Source organism: Frateuria sp. GZRe14, from assembly GCF_051900395.1.
GTDB classification, from domain to species: domain Bacteria; phylum Pseudomonadota; class Gammaproteobacteria; order Xanthomonadales; family Rhodanobacteraceae; genus Frateuria_A; species Frateuria_A edaphi.
Genome location: NZ_JBHZGJ010000001.1, coordinates 2,783,054 through 2,807,240, shown reverse-complemented (window position 1 = coordinate 2,807,240; position 24,187 = coordinate 2,783,054). Strand labels below are relative to the sequence as shown.

The following is a 24,187-nucleotide window of genomic DNA, read 5'->3' as shown; positions in this document are numbered from 1 at the left end:
TGTTTACATATCCCAGCGCACGCCACCGACCCAGGTGCGACCGGCATACGGGTGGTAGACCCAGTAGCGCGCGTTGGTGAGGTTGTCCACGCCCAGCGATGCGGTCCAGCGCGGGGCGAAGTGCCAGCGCAGTTTCGCATCGGCGACCGTGAAGGCACTGACGGCGCCGTAGGTATCGACGAAGTCGCTGTTGTCCAGCGTGCCGTACTGGCGCCCGGAACGGCGGATGCCGAGCGACGCCTCCCAGCCGTCGGCGAAGCGGTAATCGGCGAAGAGGCTCGCGCGCAGGCGCGGGATGCGCGGGAACCACTTGCCCTCGGCCAGCGGGTAGCGACGGTCGCGCAGGGTCTTGGCGTCGTTGAGTGCCACACTCGCGGTCAGATCCAGCCCGCTCGTCCACAGGTCGGTCAGTGCCAGCTCACCCTCGATGCCCCGCACGCGGGTGAGGTCGATGTTCTGCACGTTGGTGACGGTGGGCGTGACGGTGATGTCGGTCTGCGTGTAGAGCGCATCGGCGATGCGGTCCTGGAACAGCGAGATGCGCCAATGGCCGTTGGCGAGTTGCCGCTTGAGCGTGAGGTCGAGCGAGTTGTCGCGCTCGGGCTTGAGGTTGGGATCGTTGCCGACGATGGCGTTGTCGGAGAGGGCGCCCTGGAACAGTTCGGCCACGGTCGGATAACGCACCGCCTTGCCCCAGGCCAGGCGCAGCTGCCAGTCGGACGCAAAATCCCATTCGAGCGCGGCCTTGGGCGAGAGATCGCTGCGCTGGCGGTCGGCGTAACGCACGGCGTTGGCGGCATCCGAACGGCGTCCGCCGTAGGCGCGCCATTGCTCCCAGCGCGCGCCGAGCGTCAGCGCCCAGGCGTCGGCGAAGCTCCATACGTCCTGCAGGTAGCCCGCGCGGGTCTGCGTACGGCCGGCGAAAGCGGCGGTCAGCGGTCCGTCGGGAGCGCCACGCCAGTCGCTGGCCGCACGGGCGCGCGAGTCGAGCACGTAGCGGTCGCCGTGCAGGCCGGCGTAGAGCATGTGCGTGTCGGCCAGCGGGCCGGAGCTGCGCAGGTCGAACGTGTCCCAGCCCGAGCCTGCGTTGTCTGCCACGGTACCGGGGCCGTCGAGCGGACCGGCCGGCGGCAGCGACGCGCTGCGTGCCAGCGCGCGCGCGAAGTCGTAGTGGCTGGCGACGGCGGTCCAGCGCCAGTCGTTGGACCAATGGCCATTGAATTCGGCACCGTAGAGCAGGTGCGTATCTTCGCTGGCGGCCGGTGCCAGGCCGCTGGGCGGCAATGTCCAGAGGCCGCCGTAGGCGCTGACCGTGCCGGCGGTTACCGCTCGGCCATCCGCGCCGTGCAGGAAGCTGCGCGTGCGGTCCTCTGCGTGGTTGTGCCACCAGCCGAGCGTGAACAACGCGGCCACCCGATCGGTGAGGTCCACGCCGACCTTGAGCTTGGCCTGGGTCTGCACGGTGTGTTCGATGCTGTTGGCGCCATACACCAGGCGCGGGCTGCCGTTGGGGTTGCGGTCGAGCGCGGCGCCGTCCACCGCGATCGCCGTCGAGGGATCGCCGCCGGGCCGCGCCGTGGCGTACTGCATCGGCTGGCCGTGGTTGTCCAGGCGGTCCAGAGTGAGCAACCAGCTCCAGCGGCCCTGCCGGTCGCCGAGCGAGGCGGCAGCGTGACGGCCGTTGTAGTGACCGTCGGCGCCATAAGCGTCATGGAAATCCTGGCTCATCAACTGCACGCTCGCGCTGGCGGTCAACCGTTCGGGCAGGCGCGTGTGGATCAGCACCGTGGTGCCGATCGAGTTGCCGGGATAGAGCGCGGAGTAGGGCCCGTACAGCACGTCGACCGCGCCGATCTCCTCGGGCGTGACCATGCCCCAGCGCGGCGCGCCGTCCCAGCCGTTGGTCATCAGGTTGGAGAGCAGCAGGCCGTTGGAATAGACCAGGCTGCGCGCGCTCTGCAGGGTGCCCGCGTTGCGGCCGCTGATGATGGCGTTGGGGTCGCCGATGTAGCGCGCGCGCACCTGCAGGTTGGGAGCGAAGCGCAGCGCGTCCGCGCTGGTGGTGACGTTCTGCCGCGCGAGCTGCGCGCGGTCGATGCGCACGCTGACGGCCGGCGTCTCGGTCACGTGGGTGTCGCTGGCGTGCACCATCACCGGGGCGAGCGTGGTCGCCTGCGGTGGCGCGTCGACGGCGTGCAGCAAGCCCGGGAAAGACAGGATGGCGAGCACGCGGAGACCGGGCGATCGGGGCTTCACAGTCAACTCTGGACGTGGGTCGAGGCTTCGCAGCATAGCGGCGCCAATGTGCACGGCCAGATGACGCGTTGTCGCACGGGAGTGTGGAAAGCGCCTCTCGCGGGGAAACCGTGGGGTGGGCTCCGGCCACCATCGTGTGCGACGCGGACGGTCGGTGGGCTCCAAGCCCGCCTTACGATGGCACGATCACTCGCCCGCGTCGGGGCGTTCGCGTACCGGATGCTTGCTCAGTTTGCGCTGCAGCGTGCGGCGATGCATGCCCAGGCGCCGCGCGGTTTCGGAGATGTTGCCGTCGCATTCGGTGAGCACGCGCTGGATGTGCTCCCATTCCAGCCGGCGCAGGGCCAGCGGTGCCTCGGGCGCTTCCGGCGGCTCGTCGTCCACTGCCGAAGGGCCCTCGCCCTCGAGCAGCGCGCGCACTACCGCGTCGGCGTCGACCGGCTTGGCCAGGTAATCGTGCGCGCCGCGCTTGATCGCTTCGACCGCGGTAGCGATCGACGCGTAGCCGGTCAACAGCAGGATGCGCATCTCCGGCACCAGCGCGTGCAGTTCGGAGATCAGCTTCAGGCCGTTCTCCTCGCCCAGCTTGAGGTCCAGCACGCAGTAGCGCGGCTGGTGACGCCGGGCCAGTTGCCGCGCCTCGTCGGCGCGAGTGGCGCCGATCGCCTCGAAGCCGCGCGAGCCCAGCGCGCGTGAAAGCACGCGGACGAAGGTGGCGTCGTCGTCGACGATCAGCAGCTGGCGGGGAGCGTTGGCGTCGGTCATGGGCATGGTGGGAGCAAGGTCGGGAAAGACATTCTTGCCCGAGCGCGCCGCAGTTGCACGTTTCGCCGGATCAGCCGGCGCCAATCGCGGCCAGCGGCAAGCGCAGGCGCACCTGGGCACCTTGCCCGGTATTGCTCGCCATCAGTTCGCCATCGAGGCGTTCGGCGGTGGCTTCGGCCAGCGCCAGCCCCAGCCCGAGGCCGCCCTGCTTGCCGCTGCGGCCAAGTTCGCCCAGTTCGGCCTGGGTGTCGAAGCCGGGCCCGTGGTCGCGCACGGTCAGTTCCAGCCAACCGTGTTCACAGCGGATCTGCAATTCGACCGCATCCGATCCGCACGATTCGGAGGCATCGGCCGCGTTGTTGAGCAGGTTGATCAGCGCGTGGCGCAGGCCCGCCGGCACGCGCAGCACCAGTCGCGCGGTGGCGTCCGGCAGGTCCAGCGCCAGCTCGGCCTCCGGGCGGAGCAATTGGAAGCGCTCCAGGCAACCGTGCACGAATGCCTGCAGCGGCATCCGCTCGGCCTCCTGCGACAGCTGCGCCTGGCCGAAGGCGACCATCTCGCGCAGGATCGTGCGGCAGCGGTCCACCTGCTCCTGCAGCAGCGCGAGGTCCTCTTCCAGCAGGGCGTCCTGCGCATGTTCGCGGCGCAGTTCAGGCAGCAGCGTGCGCATGGTCGCGAGCGGCGTGTTGAGTTCGTGCGCGGCGCCGGCGGCCTGGGTGGCGATGGCGAGAATGCCTTCGTCGCGCAGCGCGCGCTCGCGCACGCGCTGTATCTCCATCTGCTGCATGCGCAACGCGCGCGCCAGGCGGTTGATGAAGAAGCCCAGCAGCAGCGCGGTGATCACGAAGTTCACGCCCATGCCGAGGATGTGCAGCGGGAAGCCGCCGCCGTGCATTGGCAGCGGCAACGGCTCGTAGCGGTAGAGCAGCAGCAGGTAGGCCACGCCGGCCAGGGTCGCCACCGCCAGCACGGCGGGCACCGACAGCGCGGCAGCGGTCAGCGCGATCGGCACCAGCAGCAGGGTCACGAACGGATTGCTGGCGCCACCGGTGAAGTAGAGCAGGTAGCCCAATACCAGCGTATCGATCGCCACGTGCAGGATGGTTTCCCACTCGCGCACCGGCCAAGGCTGGCCAAGGCGCCAGGCGGCGAACACGGCGAAAACCGCCAGCGCGCCGATGCCGGTCAGCAGCGGCAGCAGCGGGATGGGCAGGTGCATCCACAGCGCGCAGACCAGCACCGCCACGCTTTGACCGGCGATCGCGCACAGGCGCAACCACGCGAGCATGCGCGTGAGCGCGAAGGGTCCGATGCGTCGGTTGGCGTGCCGGTGTGGCATGGCGCAAAAAAGGGCGCCGCGGTGGTCCGCGGCGCCGTCTCAGATCAGCCCGGGAGTTCCCAGCCTTCTTCGCTGCGAACCGGTGGCAGCGGATCGGCCGCGGCGGCATGTTCAGCGTGGCTGTTGGAGAGCTTCTTCATCAGCGGCAGCACGGCGACGGCGATCGCCGTGCAGCCCAGGCCGACCCAGCCCAGCTTGGTGAACAGGCTGGTGTAGATGTCCAGGGACTGCAGCGGGTCGTTGAGCCCTTCGGGGATGTGCGCGAAGTTGGCCACCACGCTGCCCAGGTACTGCGAAATGCCCGAGGCGACGTAGTAGGCGCCCATCATGAAGCCGCCCATGCGCGCCGGCACGTAGCGGGCGATCATGGCAAGGCCCAGGCCGGACACCAGCAGTTCGCCCAGCGAGTAGAGGCCATAGCCCCAGACCATGGTCCACGAGGACACCTGGCCGGCAACGGCCCAGTGTGCGCCGATGCCGTACACGAAGAAGCCCGCCGCCACCGCGGCGAAGCCCAGTGCGAATTTGGCGGCAACGGACGGATCCTTGCCGACGCGGCCCAGCGAGTTGTAGATGAACACCAGCACAGGGCTGAGCAGCACGATCCAGATCGCGTTGAGGTTCTGGTACTGCTCCGGGATCCAGGTGAACAGGTGCATGCCGAACACGCTGAAGTCCAGGTTCACGTTCTTCTGCGCGAACAGGTTCAGCGAGGTGGACATCTGCTGGTAGAAGATGAAGAAGAAGATCGTCTGGACGGTGAGCACCAGCGCCGCGACCAGCCCGGCCCGCTCGCTGCGCTCGCTGGAGCGGATCAGGTGGATGAAGATGCCGAGGATCACCACGCCCGCGGCATACACGCAGATGCGCGCCACCGTCTGGCTCTGCAGAATGAAGGCCGAGACGAACACCATGCCGACGGCAGCGAGCATCACCATGCCGAAGCGTGCGAGGTTGAACGGCTTCTGGTCCGGCGCCGAGCCGATGTGCCGCAGCGTGCGGCTCATCAGCATGTAGTTGACCAGGCCCAGCAGAAGGCCGATCGCGCAGATGCCGAAAGCGGTGTGCCAGCCCCACGCGTCGCCGTAGCGCTCGCCCACGTAGTCACGCACCCACGGGGTCAGCGTCATGGAGATCATCGAGCCGACGTTCACCGCCATGTAGTAGATGGTGAAGGCGCTGTCGATCTTGGTGTCGTCGCCCTCGTAGATCTTGCGCACGAGATTGCCGGCGTTGGGCTTGAAGAAACCGTTGCCGACGATGATCACGCCTAGCGCGACGTACAGCAGGTAGGGGTTGTCCGTGGGAATCCACAGCATCGCGTAGCCCAGGCCCAGCACCACCGCGCCGGTTAGCATCGTGCGGCGGGTGCCGATCAGCTTGTCGCCGACCCAGCCGCCGATGGCGGGTGTGGCGTAGATCAGCGCGGCGGCCGCGCCCCACACCAGGTTGGCGTGGGTGTCGATGAAGCCGAGCTTCTTCATCATGTAGGTGACCATCAGCACCTGCATGCCGTAGAAGCCGAAACGCTCCCACATTTCGATCAGGAAGACGGTACTGAAGGAACGGGTTTTCGATACGGGCGGATTCTGGATTGCCATGAAATTTCCGAGCGGTTGAACACTGACTGCCGCGGCGCGGCCTGCTCTGCAACCCTGAACCGGGCTACAACCATTCGAGGGTAACCCATCCGGCACATGGGTAACGTTGCACTGCGGCATGCCGTCCGGCGACGGTCGCTGTGGCATCATGGCGCGCTTGCCGCCGACCGAATCGCGAGTAGCCGCCCATGTCGACAGCCCACTCTCCGCTGCCCGCCGACTCCGCCTCCGCGCGGACGGGCGCCTGAGCGCATGGCCGCCGAAGGCTTCCGCGGACCGCGGCAACTGTGGAACGCGATGCGCTGGTCGATGAAGGGCCTGCGCGCGGGCTGGCGCCACGAAGCGTCGTTCCGCTTCGAGGTATGCCTGGCCATCGTGGTGATTCCGCTGGGCCTCTATCTGGGCCAGGGTCCGCTGGAAAAGCTGGCGCTGGTGCTGCCGATGTTCCTGGTGCTGTCGGCCGAGCTGCTCAACTCGGCGATCGAGGCGGTGGTCGACAAGGTCAGCCCCGAATTCCATGAACTGGCCGGGCGCGCCAAGGACATGGGTTCGGCCGCAGTGTTCGTGCTGCTCGTCTTCATGGGTTTGAGCTGGGCGCTCATCGTCGGCCCCCGGTTGCCCGCGATCCTGACCATGTAGCGTGAAAGGGCGGGCTTCGGCCCGCCGGCTTTCCCGCGAACGTCATGCTGGGCTGAAGCCCACCCTATCGGGCTCGTTGACGCTGGCCGGAGCCTGACCCTACGCTGGCGTTCCCACCCATCCGGAGCGCCGCCATGAAGACCCTTCGCGTGATCGTGCTGTCGCTGCTGGCCGTGCTGCTGAGCGGCTGCGGCTACAACGCCATCCAGCGCCAGGACGAGGCGGTGAAGGCCGCCTGGTCGGAGGTGCTCAACCAGTACCAGCGCCGCGCCGACCTGGTGCCGAACCTGGTCAATACGGTCAAGGGCTATGCCCAGCACGAGGAGCGCGTGCTGACCGAGGTCACCAACGCGCGTGCCCGCGTGGGGAGCGTGCAGGTCACCCCGGACACCATCAACGATGCCCAGAAGCTCAAGCAGTTCCAGCAGGCGCAGGGTGAGTTGTCCAGTGCGCTGTCGCGGCTGATGGTGGTCAGCGAGCGCTATCCGGACTTGAAGGCCAACGGGTTGTTCCAGAATCTCCAGGCGCAACTGGAAGGCACCGAGAACCGCATCACCGTGGCGCGCAACCGCTACGTCCAATCGGTGCAGCAGTACAACTCGATGATCCGCACCTTCCCGAACAACCTCACAGCGAAGATGTTCGGCTACCAGGTCAAGCCGAACTTCACGGTTGAGAACGAAAAGGCGATCTCCACCGCGCCGACCGTCGACTTCGGCACGCAGGCACCGGCGCCGGCCGGCTCGGCCGCGCACTGACATGGCCCATCGCCTGCCACGGCTGGCGTGGTTGCTGCTCGGCCTGCTGCTCCTGGCGGCAGGCTGGGCGGCACAGGCCGCCGAGGTGCCCACGCTAAAGCGCCACGTCACCGACCTGACCGGCACGCTGAGCGCGCAGCAGGTCGATGAACTCGACGGCCAGTTGGTGGCGCTGGAAGAGGGCAAGGGCGCGCAGCTGGTCGTGCTGATGATCGGCAGCACCGGTGAGCAGGACATCGAGAGCTACTCGCTGGCGGTGGCCGAGCAGAACAAGGTCGGCCGCAAGGGCACCGACGACGGCGTGCTGCTGCTGGTGGCCAAGGACGATCGCCGGGTGCGCATCGAGGTCGGCTACGGGCTGGAAGGTGCGATTCCCGACGCAGCCACCGCGCGCATCATCCGCGAGTACATCGCGCCGAAGTTCCGCGAGGGCGACTACTACGGTGGCATCCGTGACGCCGTGGGAGCGCTTACCCAGCTGATCGACGGCGAGCCGCTGCCGCCGCCGGTGCAGGGCGCGCCGCGCGAGCACCGCGGCATAGGCTTCCAGCAGGCGCTGTTCATCGGCATATTCATCGCCTTCTTCCTGCGCAACCTGTTCGGCCGCGCCAACCTGTTCGTGCGCACGCCGCTGGGCGCCGGCATTACCGGCGGCATCCTCTGGCTGGTCGCTGCCAGCCTGGGGGCGGCGGCGCTGGGCGCACTCATCGGTGGCATATTCATGCTGCTGCCCGGCGGCGGTGGACGTTCGATCGGGCGCGGCGGATGGGGTGGCTGGGGCGGCTTCGGTGGGGGTGGTTTCGGCGGAGGCGGCTTCGGTGGCGGTGGTTTCGGCGGGGGTGGCGGCGGCTTCAGCGGTGGAGGCGGCAGCTTCGGTGGCGGCGGTTCGTCGGGGAGCTGGTAGATGACGCTCATGCAGCGATTGTTCGCCAACCTGTTCGGCGGCTGGTTCCAGCTGCGCCAGCGCTTTCCCGCGATGCTGCTGGACGAGCTGGCCGACGCGGTGACCGTAGGCGAGCGGGGTCACCTGGGCGAAGTGCGCTTCGCGGTCGAATCGCGCCTGACCGTGCGCGCCGTGTTGGCTGGCGTGGATGCACATTCGCGCGCGCGGGAGGTGTTTGCCCAACTGCGCGTGTGGGACACCGAGGACAACTGCGGCGTGCTCGTTTACCTGCTGCTGTCCGAGCAGCGGATCGAGATCGTTGCCGACCGGGGCATCGCGCGCCGCGTGGCGCAGGTGCAATGGGATGGCGTCTGCTCGCTCATGCGCGATCACTTCTCGGCTGCACGCTGGCGCGAGGGAAGCCTGGCGGGCCTGGCCGCCATCAACGCATTGCTGAGTGAGCATTTCCCGGCGGGCGATCGCGACAATCCCGACGAGTTGCCCGATCGGCCCGTGCTGCTGTGACGAAAACGGCCGCCCGAAGGCGGCCGTCCGGTTAGCGGGATCGCTACTGCGCGATACGCGTCAGGCACCTTTGCCGATGTGCTTCTCCAGAAACGCCTGCAGCGCGTTGTAGAAGTCCACGCGATTCTTCTCGTCGTAGAAGCCATGGCCTTCGCCCGGCTTGCTCATCCATTCGTATGGCTTGTGCGCAGCATCCAGCGCGGCGCGCATGGCCTTGGCCTGGGCGAATGGAGCGCGCTTGTCGTCCTCGCCGTGGATGAGCAGCACCGGGACCGAAATCTTGTCGGCAAGCTTGTCCGGCGAGTTGGCGTCGAGTTCGGCGTCGTTGCGGCCGATCACGGTGGTGAGGTAGCTGAGACCGCTCTTGCTCGACTGGATGTCCCCCTTTTTGTACATCATCTTCAGGTCGTAGATGCCTGCGTAGCCGACGGCGCACTTGAACATGCCCGGCGCGCGGATCACCGTCATCATCGCCGAATAGCCGCCGAAACTGCCGCCGTAGACGCACACGCGCGCCGGGTCGGCATAGTGTTCTGCGATCGCCCATTTGACGCCGTCGGTGAGGTCCTGCTGGATGCGCGTGCCCCACTTGAGGTAGCCGGCTTCCTGGAAGTCTTCTCCGCGCCCGCCCGAGCCGCGGTAGTTGACCTGCAACACCAGGTATCCGCGGCTGGCCAGGAACTGCGCGTCGTCGTCGTAGAACCAGTCGTCGCGCACGCCGATCGGGCCGCCGTGCGGCAGCAGCACCATCGGCAGGTTGGTTTCGGGGCGACCCGGCGGCAGGGTGAGGATCGCTTCCAGCTCCGTGCCGTCGCTGGCCTTGAAGCGCAGGGGACGGCGTTCAGCCATCTTGGTCGGATCGATCCATGGCGCCGCGTCGAACAGCTTGCGCACCTTGTAGGTATGCGTATCGATCAGGAAATACGAACCCGGGGTGCGGTCGCTGGCCACGCTGAAGAGCAGTTGCCCGCCATCCTCGCTGTAGTCGACGAAGTGCACGTACTGGCCCGGAAACTTCATTACCAGCGCGCGGTGCAGTTTGGCGGCCGGCAGGTTGGGATCGATGTAGCTCAGCTGCGGCAGGCCGGTATCGGGGATGGTGGCGAACGGCTGATGCGGCAGCGGCGTCCACTCGATGCCGCCGATGTCACCGAAGCCCGCGGCGGCAAGCAGCTTGCGGTTGCCGCCGTTCTCGTCCTGCTCGACCAGCGAGGAAGGGCCGCCGCCGGCGTCGTACATGGCATAGATGCGCTGGTGGTCGGGCGTGTAGTCGATCGGGGCGAAGGTGCCGCCGATCTGCTGCGCGCTCAGCGACTGCCAGTGGCCGTCCTGATGGTGGTAGACCACGTAGTCGAAGTTCTCGTTGCGGCCGTAGGCGTAGTGCGCCTGGCCATCGGCGCCGACCATGAAGGTCATGCCGCCCTCGCCGATGTCACCGATCAGGCGGCGGGTGTTGGCGCTCGCGTCGACGTCGTAGATATAGCTGTGGTCGGAGCTGTCCCACGGCGTGGCTCCCATGTAGAAGTGCCCGTTGGCGTGCTCGGGCATGCCGTCGACGGTGCCCCAGCCGCGGTCGGTGCCCCGCGTGGCGGCGCGCGAGCTGTACTTGACATCGTAGCCGTACAGGTAGTCCTGGTTCTTGCCATCGACGTCGGTGGCGATGATCTCGCCCGTCATGGACGGCTTGTCGATCGAGCCGTATTCCTTGCCTTTTTCGACCACCAGCCGCGTGGGGCTGACCCAGGTGATGCCGGCCGGCAGTTCGTATTTGGGCATGCGCAACATGCTGGCGGGCCGCGACATGTCGTCGACGTGATAGACGACCAGTGCGTGAGAGCTGCCATCGTCCCAGCGCACGGCGAGGTACTTGCCGTCCGGCGACAGCCGCGGCATCGACAGCGACGGGTGGCGTGCGAAATCCTCCACCGGCAGCAGATCGGCTGCGGCGACGATCGCCGACGCCCCTAACAGGGCCGCGCACAACGCGGCCCGCGTGAATCGGTTCATCATCCCTTCCCCCGTAAGCTCCCTGTGGCAGGCGCGGCCGCCGGGAGCGCGGCGGCAGGCCGGGCGGCGTCCCCCGCCGCATGCATTCGCCGCGATTCTAGTGAGAGTGGATCGCGGGCCGGAAGGGCCTGCGCGGGCCGGTCGGGCCCGGCTACACTTGGTCTTTGTCCGCCAGCCCTCCATCATGACCCAGCCTTTCACCGTCCACTTCGATCCGGTCGCCTTCCACATCGGGCCCGTGCAGGTGCACTGGTACGGTCTGATGTACCTGCTCAGCTTCCTGAGCGCGGGACTGCTCGGCGAGCGGAGGCGCAAGCAGGGACGGTTGCCGGTGAGCCGCGACGCGCTGAGCGACCTGGCGTTCTACGCGATGCTGGGCATCATCGTGGGCGGGCGCGTGTGGTACATGCTGTTCTACTACGCCGGCGGGCTGCACTGGATCTGGACCGACCCGCTGGCGCTGTTCAAGGTATGGGACGGCGGCATGAGCTTCCATGGCGGCCTGATCGGCGTGCTGGTAGCCGCCTGGTGGTGGTCGCGGCGGCATCGGCTGCACTTTTTCGACACCATGGATTTCGTCGCGCCGCTGGTGCCGCTGGGCTTGGGTCTGGGGCGGCTGGGCAACTTCATCAACGGCGAGTTGTGGGGCAAACCCAGCGACGTGGCCTGGGCGATGATTTTCCCGAACGCGAAGCTGGAAGACGTGCAGCTGGCGCACGGCCAGCCGGCGCTGGCCCAGCAACTGGCGCAGTTCGGCGGCATTCCCCGACACCCCTCGCAGCTGTACGAGATGGCGCTCGAAGGCCTGGTGATGTTCGCGGTGCTGTGGCTGGTATCGATGAAGCCGCGCCCGCGCTACCTGGTCTCCGGGCTGTTCGCGCTCATGTACGGCTGCTTCCGCTTCGCGGTGGAGTTCGTGCGCGTACCCGATCCTCAGCTGGGTTACCTGGCCTGGGGTTGGCTCACGATGGGGCAGGTGCAGTCGCTGCCGCTGATCGTGATCGGTCTGGTGCTGGTGGCGATGTCGCGCCGGGCGCCGACACTGGCGCCCGCCGCGCACTGAGTGTTTCCGCAGGGGTGGGCTCCAGCCCACCCTGCGTTCCGGCCTGGGGCCGATGGGCCTAAGCCCGCCTTAGAAGTTATTGTCACCGCCGATCAGATCGCCCAGACCACCGAGGATCGAGCCCTCGCCGCGGCGCTGGCCACCGCCCTGCGGCGCGGCGGCCAGCATGCGGCCGGCCATGCGCGAGAACGGCAGCGACTGGAGCCACACCTTGCCGGGGCCGGTGAGCGAGGCCAGGAACATGCCTTCGCCGCCGAACAGCATGCTCTTGATGCCGCCGACCGTATGCACGTCCATGTTGATGGTGTCGTGGAAGGCGACCACGCAGCCGGTGTCCACATCCAGCCGTTCGCCCGCCTTGAGCTCGCGCTCGACCACGGTGCCGCCGGCGTGCACGAAGACCCAGCCGTCGCCCTCGAGCTTCTGCATGATGAAGCCCTCGCCGCCGAACAGGCCGGTGAGGATCTTGCGCTGGAAATAGATGCCCAGCTGCACGCCGCGCGCGCCGGCCAGGAACGAATCCTTTTGGCAGATCAGGCGCCCGCCGTGTTCGGAGAGCTTCATCGCCATCACGGTACCGGGGTAGGGCGCGGCGAAGGCGACCTTGGCCTTGCCGCTCCCGGTGTGCGTGAACACCGTCGTAAACAGACTCTCGCCGGTGATCACGCGCTTGCCGGCGGACATCAGCTTGCCCATCAGGCCGCCGCCCTGGCTGGCGGTGGAACCGTCGCCGAACACGGTGTCCATCTGCACCGCCGACTCCTTGTACATCAGCGAGCCGGCTTCGGCGATCGCGCTCTCGCCCGGATCGAGCTCGACTTCGACGAACTGCATGTCGTTGCCGACGATGCGGTAGTCGACCTCGTCGGCGCTGCCGTAGCGGCCGGCCGGCACGGGCGGCGGCGCCACGGCCATCGCGGTGGCCGGCTGGAACACGCTGTGGATCGGCCGCCATTCGCCGAAGCCTTCTTTCCAGCAGTAACCGTCGGGACGGCTGCGCGCCTGCGCACGGGCGGCCTCGTCGTCCATCGGGCCGATGCGTTCGTTGTTGCCGTAGCTGAAATACCACTGCGTCATGTTGGCCGTCCCTTGGTGGAAGGGCACGAGTCTAGGCCGGCGCGGGGCGCGTGTGGGAGTGACGGATGTCACCGGGTGCGGCTGGGAGCCGTTGGGAAAACGCTGCGCCGGCGGTCCGCTAGAATCGTCCCATGCGCACCTACCTCGACCTGCTCGACCACGTCCTCCACCACGGCACGGAAAAAACCGACCGCACCGGCACCGGCACGAAAAGCGTGTTCGGCTGGCAGATGCGCTTCGATCTGGACAAGGGCTTCCCGCTGGTCACCACCAAAAAGGTGCACTGGAAGTCGGTGGTGCACGAGCTGATCTGGTTCCTGCGTGGGGACACCAACGTCGCCTACCTGAAGGAACACGGAGTCAGCATCTGGGACGAGTGGGCCGACGCGGAGGGCAACCTGGGCCCGGTCTATGGAAAACAGTGGCGCGCCTGGCCGACCGCCGACGGCGGCACCGTCGACCAGATCCGCTGGGTGGTCGACGAGATCCGTCGCAACCCCGATTCGCGCCGCCTGATCGTCAGCGCCTGGAACGTGGGCGAGCTGCCGAAAATGGCGCTGATGCCCTGCCACACGCTGTTCCAGTTCTACGTCGCCAACGGCAGGCTCTCCTGCCAGCTCTACCAGCGTTCGGGCGACATCTTCCTCGGAGTGCCCTTCAATATCGCCAGCTACGCGTTGCTCACCCACATGGTGGCGCACGTGTGCGGGTTGGGCGTCGGCGATTTCGTGCACACGCTGGGCGATGCGCACCTGTACAGCAACCACGTCGAGCAGGCCCGGCTGCAGCTGGGTCGCGAACCCAGGCCGTTGCCGCGCGTGGTGTTGAACCCGCAAGTGCGGGCGCTGGAGGATTTCCGCTTCGAGGACATCGCGCTCGAGGGCTACGTGCCGCATCCGGCGATCAAGGCTCCCGTCGCGGTTTAGGCGCGGCGGGGAGGGGCTTGGGTAAGCTCCAGTCCGCCATGGTTCCTGCGCAAGCCCGCCTACGGTTCGCGCGCCAGCAATGCCTCCAACGCAGGGCTGTCGCGCAACACCGCAAACGGCACCACCGGCGCCGGCGGCTCGGCCGGCGGTTGCAGGGTCTTCTGCCACACGCCCACGTCCCACCAGCGACCAAGCTTGTAGCCGCTCTGCCGCCACACGCCGGCGGGCGTGAAACCCATCGCCTCGTGCAGCCGCACGCTGGGCTCGCCCGGCAAGGTGATTACGCCGACTGCCTGATTGATACCCTGCAGGCACATCGCCTCGAGCAGCGCGCCGTACAGGCGCCGCGCGAGCCCCGAACGCTGCGCATCCTCGCGCACGTAGATCGAGGTCTCGGCGATCCAGTCATAGGCGGCGCGATCGCGAAAGCGGCTGGCGTAGGCGTAGGCCAATACCGCGCCTTCGCTTTCCCATACCAGCCAGGGGTAATGCGCCAGTCGCGTTGCGATGCGCTCGCGCATCGCCGGTACGCCGGGCGGCACGGTTTCGAAGGTGGCGACGCCGTGGGTGACCGATGGGGCGTAAATCGCATGGATCGCCACGGCATCGTCGGGATGGGCGATGCGGATCATGGCGTCAAAGATCGCGCAGGTAATAGCGGTCGCAGCCGTGGTGCCCGGTGCCGCCCATCGCCTGGCAGATCGGCGCGAAACCGCTGCGCCGGTACAGCGCCTGCGCGGCGTCCATACCGGTGAGGGTTTCCAGGTAGCAGCGGCGATGGCCCAGCGCGCGCGCCGCGTCCAGGCAGCGCTGCATCATCGCCGTGCCGGCGCCGATGCCGCGGGCCTGTGGCAGGAAGTACATCTTGCGCAGCTCGCACACGTCCGGTTCGCCGCCGTCCAGCGGCGCCACGCCAGCGCCGCCGATCACCACGCCCTCGCGTTCGACCACGAAATAGGCGCAGCCGGGGCGTGCGTAGGCTTGCGACATGTGGTCGACCTCGGGATCGTGGATGGCGAAGCCCGGACCGTCGGCGCCGAATTCGGGCATCACGGTGCGGATGATCGAGGCCACGGCAACATCGTCGCGCGGTTCGATAGGGCGGATCAGGAAGTTGGTGGTCATGATCTTGGATCTGGCGGTCGTCGAACTTGAGGGGTTTCAGGCGGCCGTGCGCGCACGGGTGACACGGCTGGCCGTTTCCTTGTGCAGTTGCGCCGAGAGCCAGGCCCCGGTGGCGATGAGCAGGTCCAGATCGACCCCGGTATGCATGCCCATGCCCTGGAGCATGTAAGCCACGTCCTCGGTCGCGACGTTGCCGGTGGCGCCCTTGGCGTATGGACAGCCGCCGGTACCGGAGACCGCGCTGTCGACCACGCGCACGCCTTCCTCCAGGCAGGCCAGGATGTTCGCCAATGCCTGCCCGTAGGTGTCGTGGAAATGCACGGCCAGCGCATGCATCGGTACCGCTTGTGCCACTGCGCGCAGCATCGTCCGCGCCTTGGCTGCGGTGCCCACGCCGATGGTGTCGCCCAGCGAAACCTCATAGCAGCCCAGCGCATGCAGCCGCTGCGCCACGCGCACGACGTCGGCGACCGGCACCTCGCCCTGGTAGGGGCAGCCGAGCACGGTGGAGACATAGCCGCGCACGGCCACGCCGTCGGATTTGGCGCGCTCGATCACCGGCATGAATCGCTCGATCGACTCGTCGATCGACGCGTTGATGTTCTTGCGGTTGAACGCCTCGCTGGCCGCGGTGAACACCGCGATCTCCTGCGCGCCCACTGCCCGCGCGCGCTCGTAGCCTTGCAGGTTCGGCACCAGCACGGGATAGCGCACGCCCGGCACCTTGCGGATGCCGCTGAAGACCTCCGCAGCGTCGGCCAGTTGCGGCACCCACTTGGGACTGACGAAGCTGGTCGCCTCGATGGTGGTCAGGCCGGTGGACGAAAGCCGGTCGATCAGCGCGATCTTCACCTCGGCCGGCAGCAGGGTCTTTTCGTTCTGCAGGCCGTCGCGGGCGCCGACTTCGACGATCCGGACGGTATCGACGGGGGCGGTCATGGCGGCTCCGGGTGCGGGGAAGCGCCCACTTTAGCCGGTCGGCCGCCCGACGAGGACAGATCGCCCGGCAGGCTGGCTTTGCCCCGAACTCCTCCGTATAATCGCCGGTTCGACCCACACGGACGGGTCGTGAACCGATGTCGGCAGGATGGAAAGCGTGGTTCCTCGGACCCACCGCCGAATCAGTCAGAAACCGGGCAACCAAGCCCACTCATGGAGCATTCCCATGCCCAAGATCAAGACCAACCGGGCGGCCGCGAAGCGTTTTCGCAAGACCGCGTCGGGCAAGTTCAAGGCCGGTCACGCCTTCAAGTCGCACATCCTGACCAAGAAGTCGACCAAGCGTAAGCGCAACCTGCGCGCGACCAATCACGTCAAGGCGTGCGACACCAAGGGTGTGGCTCGCATGTTGCCGTACGTCTAAGGGGAGAACACCATGGCTCGTGTAAAGCGTGGCGTTACCGCCCGTCGTCGTCACAAGAAGATCATCGGCCGCGCGAAGGGTTACTACAACGCCCGTCGCAAGGTCTTCCGCGTTGCTAACCAGGCCGTCATCAAGGCCGGCCAGTACGCCTACATCGGTCGCAAGCAGCGCAAGCGCCAGTTCCGCGCGCTGTGGATCGTGCGTATCAATGCCGCCGCCCGTCAGTTCGGCCTGTCCTACAGCCGCCTGATCAATGGCCTGTCCAAGGCCGGCATCACGATCGACCGCAAGGTGCTGGCGGACATCGCCGTGCACGACATCAAGGCGTTTGGCGCCATCGCGGAAAAGGCGAAGGCCAGCCTGGCCGCTTGATCGTCGTCACCGACGGTATGCTGTAAATCAAGCGGGGAGAAGGCCAACGCCTTCTCCCCGTTTTTATTTAATGATGTCGCTTTTCGCGTTCGCTTCCTCTCCCCATTTTTGATCAATGACGGGGGAGAGGATTGAGGTGAGGGGCCGAGGCTTGCCTTGGGCATTATCGAAGCCCGCTTCGAACCCGACTCCAACGCAAGAGCGACCCCTCACCCCGACCCTCTCCCCGGAGGGAGCCGGAAGCCAAAGCGGAAAACGCACCGATGGATGATCTGGAAAGCCGCGCAACCCAGGCCTTGGCCGACATAGCCGCCGCCGCCTCGCTCGACGCGCTCGAAGCCCTGCGCGTGGGCCTGCTCGGCAAGAGCGGCATCGTCACCGCCGCCCTGAAGTCGCTGGGCGCGCTCGCCCCGGACGAGCGCAAGGCCCGGGGCGCCGAGGTCAACCGCGTCAAGGACCGCCTGGCCGATGCGCTGTCGATGCGCAAGCAGGCGCTGGAACAGGCTGAACTCGACCGCCGCCTGGCTTCGGAGAAACTCGACATCACCCTTCCGGGTCGCGACGGCGAGCGTGGCGGCATCCACCCGATCACCCGCGCGCTCGAGCGCATCGCGGCGATCTTTGCTCGCCTGGGCTACCAGCGCGCCGAGGGTCCGGAGATCGAGGACGACTGGCACAACTTCGAGGCGCTGAACTTTCCACCGCACCATCCGGCGCGCGCCATGCACGATACCTTCTACTTCGGCGACGGGCGCCTGCTGCGCACGCACACCTCGCCGGTGCAGATCCGCTCGATGCAGGGTCGCCAGCCGCCGATCCGCATCATCGCGCCAGGCAAGGTCTACCGCAGCGATTCGGACCAGACCCACTCGCCGATGTTCCACCAGATCGAGGGGCTGCTGGTCGACGAGACTTCGAGCTTCGCCGACCTCAAGGGCACGCTGGCCGAGTTCGTGCGCGCGTTCTTCGAGCGCGATTTCGAGATGCGCTTCCGCCCCAGCTATTTCCCCTTCACCGAGCCGTCGGCCGAGGTGGACATCCGCTGGGAGACCGAAGACGGCCAGAGCCGCTGGCTGGAGGTGCTCGGTTGCGGCATGGTCCATCCGAACGTGCTGAAGAACTGCGGCATCGACCCGGAGCGCTACACGGGCTTCGCCTTCGGCCTCGGCGTCGAGCGCTTCGCCATGCTTCGCTATGGCGTCACGGACCTGCGCGCGTTCTTCGAGAACGACCTGCGCTTCCTCAAGCAGTTCGCGTAAGCCGGCAAGGAACCTAGTACCATGAAATTCTCCGAGAACTGGCTGCGCGAGCTGGTCGAGATCCAGGCCGACCGCGCCGAGCTGGCCCATGCGCTGACCATGGCCGGGCTGGAAGTGGAAGAGCTGACCGTGCTGGGCGAGGGCCTGGACGGCGTGGTGGTGGGTGAGATCGTCGCCGCCGAAAAGCACCCGGAAGCCGACCGCCTGCAGGTGTGCAAGGTCGCGGTCGGGCAGGGCGAGCCGCTGCAGATCGTCTGCGGCGCACCCAACGCCCGGGTGGGGCTCAAGGCTCCGCTGGCGATGCTTGGCGCCGTGCTCCCGGGTGGCATCACGATCAAGGCGGCCAAGCTGCGCGGCGTGGAATCGTCCGGCATGCTTTGCTCGGCGAAAGAATTGGGCATCGACACCGACGCTTCCGGCCTGATGGAGCTGCCAGCCAATGCGCCGGTCGGCCAGCCCCTCGCCCGGTTCCTTGGCCTGCCCGACGCCAGCATCGAACTCAAGCTCACCCCGAACCGCCCCGATTGCCTGGGGCTGGTCGGCCTGGCCCACGACGTGGCCGCGCTGTTCGGCAGCCGCGTGCTGGTGCCGGTGCAGGATCCGGCGCCGGTCGCCTCCGATGCGCGCCGCGGCATCCGCCTGGACGCGGGCAGCGACGCACCGCGCTACCTTGGCCGTGTCATCGAAGGCATCGACGCGTCGGCACGCTCGCCGCTGTGGCTCGCCGAGCGCCTGCGCCGTGCCGGCCTGCGTCCGATCAGTGCGGTGGTCGACGTCACCAACTACGTGATGCTGGAACTGGGCCAACCGCTGCACGCCTTCGACAATGACACGCTGGACGGCGACATCGTCGTGCGGCATGCGCGCGCGGGAGAAACGCTGAAGCTGCTCGACGGCAGTGACGCGAAGCTCGACGAGGGTTTCGTTTTGATTGCGGACGAACGCAAGGCGCTAGCCGTCGCCGGCGTCATGGGTGGCCACCACTCGCGCGTGACCGATGCGACCCGCAACATTTTCCTGGAGTCGGCGCATTTCGCCCCGTCGGCGATCATGGGCCGCGCGCGCAAGCTCGGCCTGCACACCGATGCCTCGCACCGCTTCGAGCGCGGCGTCGATCCGGAGTTGCCGAACCGCGCGCTGGAGCGCGCCACCGAACTGCTGCTCTCGATCGCCGGCGGCAAAGCCGGTCCCGTGCTGGTTGCGGAGAACCCGGCCGACCTGCCGAAGTCCGCCACGGTCGCCTTGCGGCGCGCACGCCTGGCCCGCGTGCTGGGCGTTGCCGTGCCCGACGAGGAGGTCACGCGCATCTTCACCGCGCTGGGCATGACCGTGCAGGTCACGGCTGATGGCTGGCGGATCACCGCGCCGACCAGCCGCTTCGACATCGACCGCGAGGAGGACCTGATCGAGGAGATCGCGCGCGTCCACGGCTATGACCGCATTCCCACCCATACGCCCGCCGGCGCGCTGTCGCTCGCGCCCGAGCCCGAGGCGCGCATTGGCGAACTCCCGCTGCGCGAACAGCTCGCCGCGCGCGGCTATTACGAGGCAGTGAACCTGTCTTTCGTCAGCACCGAACTGCTCGCGCGCTGGGGCCATGCCGAAAACCTCGTGCCGCTGGCCAACCCGCTGTCGGCCGACCTGGCCGTCATGCGCCCGTCACTGCTGCCTGGCCTTGTCGAGGCGCTGCGCCACAACCGCGCCCGTCAGCAGGAACGCGTGCGACTGTTCGAGGTCGCGCGCGTCTTCGCCGCCGGCGATCCGCCCGTGGAAACCCCGAGCCTGGCGATCGCCGCCTGCGGCGCCGCGCGCGCCGAACAGTGGGCCGAGCCGGGTCGTCCGTACGACTTCTTCGATCTCAAGGGCGAGTTGGACGCCCTGCTGGCCTGGGGTGGCGAGCCGGGGCGGTGGTCGCTGCATGCCGACGGGCTGCCGTCCTGGTTGCACCCGGGCCGCAGCGCCCGCGTCGCTCGGGACGGTGAGACTGTCGGTCACCTCGGCGCGCTGCATCCCCAATTGGCCAAGGCGCTCGACCTGGGGCCGGATGTGCACGTCCTGGAAATCGCCCTGGCGCCACTGCTGGACCGCCGCCTTCCCAAGGCCCGGCCGGTCCCGCGGTTTCCCTCGGTACGCCGGGATATCGCCGTGGAGGTGCCTGAAGAGGTGCGCTGGTCACAGATCGAGCAAACCGTCCGAGGCACGCTTGGCAGCGTGCTCAAGGAGCTCAAGCTGTTCGACCGTTACAGCGGCAAGGGCGTCGATATAGGCCGAAAGAGTCTCGCTATGGGCTTGATTTTGCAGGACGCTTCACGCACGCTTACCGACGACGACGCGGACCGCTGCGTGCGCGATGCGGTGGCTGCGTTGGAGTCGACATGCAAGGCAAAGTTGCGAGGCTGAGATGGCGCTGACCAAGGCGGAAATGGCCGAGCGCCTGTTCCTCGAGGTGGGCCTCAACAAGCGTGAGGCGAAGGAATTCGTGGATGCCTACTTCGAGGTCGTCCGCGAAGCGTTGGAAAGGGGCGAGCAGGTGAAGCTGTCGGGTTTCGGCAACTTCGACCTGCGTCAGAAGAACCAGCGACCGGGTCGCAACCCCAAGACGGGCGAGGAGATTCCGATTTCCGCCCGCCGCGTGGTGACGTTCCGTCCGGGGCAGAAACTCAAGGTGCGAGTCGAGAGCTATGCTGGACCAAGGGAATAACACCGAACTGCCCGCCATCCCGGCCAAGCGCTACTTCACCATCGGTGAGGTCAGCGAGCTTTGCGGGGTGAAGCCGCACGTGCTGCGGTACTGGGAGCAGGAATTTCCCGCGCTCAACCCGGTCAAGCGCCGTGGCAACCGTCGCTACTATCAGCGCCACGACGTGCTGATGATCCGGCAGATCCGTGGCCTGCTGTACGACGAGGGCTTCACCATCACCGGCGCCCGCGCGCGGCTGGAAGGCCCGCAGGCGCGCATGGAATCGAGCATGTCCCACCAGATCGTGCGCCAGGTGCGCATGGAACTGGAAGAAATCCTGACCCTGCTGCGTCGCTGAAACACGCGGGCATCTGTTATAGTTCGCCGCCTGTTTCATCGCGAACGCGGCGAACACACGAGTCACGTCGGGGCGTAGCGCAGCCTGGTAGCGCATCTGCCTGGGGGGCAGAGGGTCGTCGGTTCGAATCCGGCCGCCCCGACCAATTCGGTAACTGAAAACGGCGCCTTAGGCGCCGTTTTTGTTTTCGGGGCGCGGAGGTGCTCGAGCTGACCCAGATGCGCAGCGGCGAAGTCGCAGCGCCGTCTCTCAAGCTCCGCATTCGAATCTTCTTCCTTCCTGGGCAAGGGTGCTACAGGCGGGTGAGGGCACGGCCCGAAGAAGCGCTCACGAGGACAAAACGTCGTCGAGCCACGAGGCGACGGAGGTTTGTCTGGCTCAATAGAGCACGCGCGTCTTCAGCGTCCCCGGAATCGCCGCCATCCGCTCCTTCAACGCCTGCGCCTGGGCAACGTCGGCCGAAACGTCGATGACCACGTAGCCCACTTCACCATCGGTCTGCAGGAACTGCGCGTCGATGTTGATGTTGCCGGCGGTGAACAGCTCGTTGATGCGCGAAAGCGTGCCGGGCACGTTGCGGTGGATGTGCAGCAGGCGGCGGCTGCGCGGATGTTCGGGCAACGACACTTCGGGGAAGTTTACCGCCGAAAGCGTCGAGCCGTTGTCGCTGTAGCGCACCAGTTTGCTCGCCACCTCGATGCCGATGTTGTCCTGCGCTTCGAGCGTGCTGCCGCCGATGTGCGGGGTGAGGATCACGTTGTCCATCCCCACCAGCGGGGACACGAACGCGTCGTCGTTGCCCTTGGGTTCGGACGGAAAGACGTCCACCGCGGCACCGGCCAGGTGTCCCCTGAACAATGCCGCGGCCAGCGCGTCGATATCCACCACGCTGCCGCGCGAGGCATTGACAAGGAGCGAGCCCTGCCGCATGCGCGCGAGTTGTTCGGCACCGATCATCAACCGCGTCGCTGGCGTGTCGGGCACGTGCAGCGTGACCACGTCGGCCGCCTCGAGCAGGTCGTCCAGGCTCGCCGCGGCGCGCGCGTTGCCGAGCGCCAGCTTGGCCTCGATGTCGTGGAATACCACACGCATGCCCATGCTCTCGGCCAGTACGCCGACCTGCGTGCCGATGTGGCCATAACCGACGATGCCCAGCACCTTGCCGCGCGCCTCGTAGCTGCCGGTCGCGGATTTCGACCAGCCGCCGCGATGGCATTGCATGTTCTTCTGGGGAATCCCGCGCAACAGCATGATCGCCTCGGCCACCACCAGCTCGGCCACGCTGCGGGTATTGGAGTAGGGCGCGTTGAACACCGGCACGCCCAGCCGGCGCGCGGCGCCCAGGTCCACCTGGTTGGTGCCGATGCAGAAGCAACCGACCGCGATCAGGCGCCGCGCGTGTTCGAGCAGCGCGGGCGTGAGTTGGGTGCGCGAGCGGATGCCCACGATATGCGCCTCGGCCAGGCGCGCCTTGAGCTCGGCCTCCGGCAATGCCTTGGGGTGGACCTCGACCTGGGTATAACCGGCGAGGCGGAAGCTCTCCTCCGCGCTGCGGCTGACGCCTTCGAGCAGCAGCACGTGGATGTCCTGCCTGGGAAACGAGGTCTTCATCGGCGCAAATCCATGACGGGGCGTCGGGCTACTATGCCAGAGCTCCCGTGTTTTTGCGGCACTGCAGCACTGGACCGCGCCGGTCCCGCTCTGGCAGGCTGGCGGCTTCCCCCGGAGCCCCCATGACCGACCCCCGCCTCACCGAACTGACCGCCCGCGCGCCCTCATTGCGCCTGCTGACCGAACTTGCCGACCTGATCCACTACGGGCGCGACTGGACGCGCCGCTGGGGTCCTGCGCCGCTGGCCGTGGCCTTGCCTGGCTCGATCGAGGAGGTCCAGGCCATCGTGCGCTGGGCCAACGAGCGACAGGTCGCGCTGGTGCCCTCGGGTGGCCGCACCGGCCTGTCCGGCGGTGCCGTGGCGGCACGTGGGGAACTGGTGCTGAGCCTGGAGCGGATGAACCGCGTCCTCGGTTTCAGCGACACCGACCGCCTGCTCGAGGTCGAGGCCGGGATCACCCTGCAGGCGGTACATGAGGCGGCGCGCTCGCACGGCTTGCTCTACCCGGTGGACTTCGGCGCCCGCGGCTCCTGCACGATCGGTGGCAACATCGCCACCAACGCCGGCGGCATCCGCGTGATCCGTTACGGCACCACGCGCGAGTGGATCGGCGGCCTGACCGTGGTCGCCGGCAACGGCGAGCTGCTGGAGCTCAACCGTGGCCTGGTCAAGAACTCCAGCGGCTACGACCTGCGCCAGCTGATGATCGGGTCCGAAGGCACGCTGGGCGTGGTGGTCGGTGCGCAGCTCAAGCTCACCGATCCGCCGCCGCCGGCGCAGACCATGCTGCTGGCGCTGCCGCACATGGATGCGCTGATGAAGGTTTTCGCACTGTTCCGCGCGCAGCTGAAGCTGCAGGCATTCGAGTTCTTCACCGACGTGGCGCTCCGGCACGTGCTGGCGCATGGCGCGCAGCGCGCGATCGACGCCGACCAGCCGTACTACGTGGTGACCGAGTACGACGCGCTCGACGACGGCGACGAGCAGACGGCCCTGCTGGCGTTCGAGGACGGCGTGCGCGAGGGCTGGATCAGCGATGGCGTGATCGCGCAGAGCGAATCGCAGGCGGCCACGCTGTGGCGGCTGCGCGAGGGAATCACCGAAAGCCTGGCGCCGCGCAAGCCCTACAAGAACGACATCGCGCTGCGCATCGGCGCGATGCCCGCGTTCCTGCACGAGATGCAGGCGCTGCTGGCGCGCGAATATCCGCAGATGGAGGTCGTGTGGTTCGGCCACATCGGCGACGGCAACCTGCACATCAACGTGTTGCCGCCCGAGGACATGCAGCAGGCCGAGTTCATCGCCCATTGCGAACGCGTCACCCGCCTGCTCGCCGATACGCTGCAGCGCCACGGCGGCAGCATCTCGGCCGAGCACGGCATCGGGCTGGTCAAGAAACCGTATCTGGAAAGCACGCGCAGCGAGGCGGAGATTGCCCTGATGCGCGGGGTACGCACGGTATTCGACCCTAACGGCATCCTCAACCCGGGCAAGCTGTTCGATTGATCCGGTTACGCGATCCGCGGGAGCCCGCGCGCAGGCTCCTGCAAGGGCGGCGCGGGTGCTAGCCTTGAGGGC

General features: G+C 67.5%; 23 protein-coding genes and 1 tRNA gene. 14 read left to right on the top strand and 10 right to left on the bottom strand.

Annotated features, from left to right (window positions below; genetic code table 11):
• Nucleotides 1-3: 3 nt before the first annotated feature.
• The 4 genes from ACFWZ1_RS12795 to ACFWZ1_RS12780 all read right to left on the bottom strand — a co-directional run bounded on the left by ACFWZ1_RS12795 (nucleotide 4) and on the right by ACFWZ1_RS12780 (nucleotide 5,961).
• Complete coding sequence (locus tag ACFWZ1_RS12795) at nucleotides 4-2,229, bottom strand: TonB-dependent receptor (RefSeq protein WP_439666684.1); 2,226 nt, start codon at nucleotides 2,227-2,229, stop codon at nucleotides 4-6.
• Between the two features lie 213 nt (nucleotides 2,230-2,442).
• Entirely contained in the window at nucleotides 2,443-3,021 is a 579-nt protein-coding gene (locus ACFWZ1_RS12790) for a response regulator transcription factor (protein WP_231321075.1), read from the bottom strand.
• Nucleotides 3,022-3,091: 70 nt separating this feature from the next.
• A complete protein-coding gene (locus tag ACFWZ1_RS12785; protein WP_439666683.1) occupies nucleotides 3,092-4,360 on the bottom strand; it encodes an ATP-binding protein in 1,269 nt (422 codons plus the stop codon).
• Between the two features lie 44 nt (nucleotides 4,361-4,404).
• Entirely contained in the window at nucleotides 4,405-5,961 is a 1,557-nt protein-coding gene (locus ACFWZ1_RS12780; protein ID WP_439666682.1) for a peptide MFS transporter, read from the bottom strand.
• 252 nt (nucleotides 5,962-6,213) lie between these two features.
• Between ACFWZ1_RS12780 and ACFWZ1_RS12775 the strand changes: the two genes are divergently transcribed.
• From ACFWZ1_RS12775 to ACFWZ1_RS12760, 4 genes are all read left to right on the top strand, one after another.
• Nucleotides 6,214-6,600, top strand: coding sequence for a diacylglycerol kinase (locus tag ACFWZ1_RS12775; RefSeq protein ID WP_439666681.1), 387 nt, complete (start codon nucleotides 6,214-6,216; stop codon nucleotides 6,598-6,600).
• Between the two features lie 134 nt (nucleotides 6,601-6,734).
• Complete coding sequence (locus ACFWZ1_RS12770) at nucleotides 6,735-7,358, top strand: LemA family protein (protein WP_231321069.1); 624 nt, start codon at nucleotides 6,735-6,737, stop codon at nucleotides 7,356-7,358.
• 1 nt (nucleotide 7,359) lies between these two features.
• Nucleotides 7,360-8,262 (top strand): TPM domain-containing protein, encoded by a 903-nt coding sequence (locus ACFWZ1_RS12765; RefSeq protein ID WP_439666680.1) that lies wholly within the window; start codon nucleotides 7,360-7,362, stop codon nucleotides 8,260-8,262.
• On the top strand, nucleotides 8,263-8,766 hold the full coding sequence (locus ACFWZ1_RS12760) for a TPM domain-containing protein (protein ID WP_439666679.1): 504 nt from the start codon (nucleotides 8,263-8,265) through the stop codon (nucleotides 8,764-8,766).
• Between the two features lie 60 nt (nucleotides 8,767-8,826).
• Here the strand turns inward: ACFWZ1_RS12760 and ACFWZ1_RS12755 are convergent, their stop codons facing one another.
• Entirely contained in the window at nucleotides 8,827-10,773 is a 1,947-nt protein-coding gene (locus ACFWZ1_RS12755; protein WP_439666678.1) for an alpha/beta hydrolase family protein, read from the bottom strand.
• A 184-nt stretch (nucleotides 10,774-10,957) separates the two neighbouring features.
• On the opposite strand from ACFWZ1_RS12755, the gene lgt reads away from it, so the two are divergent.
• Nucleotides 10,958-11,836: a prolipoprotein diacylglyceryl transferase gene (gene lgt / locus ACFWZ1_RS12750; RefSeq protein ID WP_439666677.1), complete on the top strand. Its 879-nt coding sequence runs from the start codon at nucleotides 10,958-10,960 to the stop codon at nucleotides 11,834-11,836.
• A gap of 69 nt (nucleotides 11,837-11,905) precedes the next feature.
• Here the strand turns inward: lgt and ACFWZ1_RS12745 are convergent, their stop codons facing one another.
• Nucleotides 11,906-12,913 carry a TIGR00266 family protein gene (locus tag ACFWZ1_RS12745; RefSeq protein WP_231321060.1) on the bottom strand — a complete coding sequence of 336 codons (1,008 nt, stop codon included), beginning with the start codon at nucleotides 12,911-12,913 and terminating at the stop codon, nucleotides 11,906-11,908.
• 131 nt (nucleotides 12,914-13,044) lie between these two features.
• Here ACFWZ1_RS12745 and ACFWZ1_RS12740 point away from each other — a divergent pair, with 131 nt between their 5' ends.
• On the top strand, nucleotides 13,045-13,839 hold the full coding sequence (locus ACFWZ1_RS12740) for a thymidylate synthase (protein ID WP_439666676.1): 795 nt from the start codon (nucleotides 13,045-13,047) through the stop codon (nucleotides 13,837-13,839).
• Between the two features lie 59 nt (nucleotides 13,840-13,898).
• Here the strand turns inward: ACFWZ1_RS12740 and ACFWZ1_RS12735 are convergent, their stop codons facing one another.
• The 3 genes from ACFWZ1_RS12735 to ACFWZ1_RS12725 are packed head-to-tail and all read right to left on the bottom strand — an operon-like array spanning nucleotide 13,899 to nucleotide 15,903.
• Nucleotides 13,899-14,471 carry a GNAT family N-acetyltransferase gene (locus ACFWZ1_RS12735; protein WP_439666675.1) on the bottom strand — a complete coding sequence of 191 codons (573 nt, stop codon included), beginning with the start codon at nucleotides 14,469-14,471 and terminating at the stop codon, nucleotides 13,899-13,901.
• 4 nt (nucleotides 14,472-14,475) lie between these two features.
• Complete coding sequence (locus tag ACFWZ1_RS12730) at nucleotides 14,476-14,964, bottom strand: GNAT family N-acetyltransferase (protein WP_439666674.1); 489 nt, start codon at nucleotides 14,962-14,964, stop codon at nucleotides 14,476-14,478.
• Between the two features lie 36 nt (nucleotides 14,965-15,000).
• A complete protein-coding gene (locus ACFWZ1_RS12725; protein ID WP_439666673.1) occupies nucleotides 15,001-15,903 on the bottom strand; it encodes a hydroxymethylglutaryl-CoA lyase in 903 nt (300 codons plus the stop codon).
• Nucleotides 15,904-16,129: 226 nt separating this feature from the next.
• Between ACFWZ1_RS12725 and rpmI the strand changes: the two genes are divergently transcribed.
• The 7 genes from rpmI (at nucleotide 16,130) to ACFWZ1_RS12690 (ending at nucleotide 21,141) form a co-directional block, all read left to right on the top strand.
• Nucleotides 16,130-16,327, top strand: coding sequence for a 50S ribosomal protein L35 (rpmI, locus tag ACFWZ1_RS12720; RefSeq protein ID WP_026635107.1), 198 nt, complete (start codon nucleotides 16,130-16,132; stop codon nucleotides 16,325-16,327).
• Nucleotides 16,328-16,339: 12 nt separating this feature from the next.
• Nucleotides 16,340-16,699: a 50S ribosomal protein L20 gene (gene rplT / locus ACFWZ1_RS12715; RefSeq protein ID WP_091333679.1), complete on the top strand. Its 360-nt coding sequence runs from the start codon at nucleotides 16,340-16,342 to the stop codon at nucleotides 16,697-16,699.
• Between the two features lie 263 nt (nucleotides 16,700-16,962).
• A complete protein-coding gene (gene pheS / locus ACFWZ1_RS12710) occupies nucleotides 16,963-17,958 on the top strand; it encodes a phenylalanine--tRNA ligase subunit alpha (protein WP_439666672.1) in 996 nt (331 codons plus the stop codon).
• Between the two features lie 21 nt (nucleotides 17,959-17,979).
• Nucleotides 17,980-20,358 carry a phenylalanine--tRNA ligase subunit beta gene (gene pheT, locus ACFWZ1_RS12705; protein WP_439666671.1) on the top strand — a complete coding sequence of 793 codons (2,379 nt, stop codon included), beginning with the start codon at nucleotides 17,980-17,982 and terminating at the stop codon, nucleotides 20,356-20,358.
• Nucleotide 20,359: 1 nt separating this feature from the next.
• A complete protein-coding gene (gene ihfA, locus ACFWZ1_RS12700) occupies nucleotides 20,360-20,659 on the top strand; it encodes an integration host factor subunit alpha (RefSeq protein WP_091333672.1) in 300 nt (99 codons plus the stop codon).
• Entirely contained in the window at nucleotides 20,640-20,996 is a 357-nt protein-coding gene (locus ACFWZ1_RS12695; protein WP_209618439.1) for a MerR family transcriptional regulator, read from the top strand. The genes ihfA and ACFWZ1_RS12695 overlap by 20 nt, the downstream gene beginning before the upstream one ends.
• A 68-nt stretch (nucleotides 20,997-21,064) precedes the next feature.
• Nucleotides 21,065-21,141 (top strand) — tRNA-Pro (locus ACFWZ1_RS12690).
• 233 nt (nucleotides 21,142-21,374) lie between these two features.
• On the opposite strand, the gene serA is transcribed toward ACFWZ1_RS12690, so the two are convergent.
• A complete protein-coding gene (gene serA / locus ACFWZ1_RS12685) occupies nucleotides 21,375-22,607 on the bottom strand; it encodes a phosphoglycerate dehydrogenase (RefSeq protein ID WP_439666670.1) in 1,233 nt (410 codons plus the stop codon).
• A 122-nt stretch (nucleotides 22,608-22,729) separates the two neighbouring features.
• On the opposite strand from serA, the gene ACFWZ1_RS12680 reads away from it, so the two are divergent.
• Complete coding sequence (locus ACFWZ1_RS12680) at nucleotides 22,730-24,115, top strand: FAD-binding oxidoreductase (protein ID WP_439666669.1); 1,386 nt, start codon at nucleotides 22,730-22,732, stop codon at nucleotides 24,113-24,115.
• Nucleotides 24,116-24,187 lie beyond the last annotated feature (72 nt).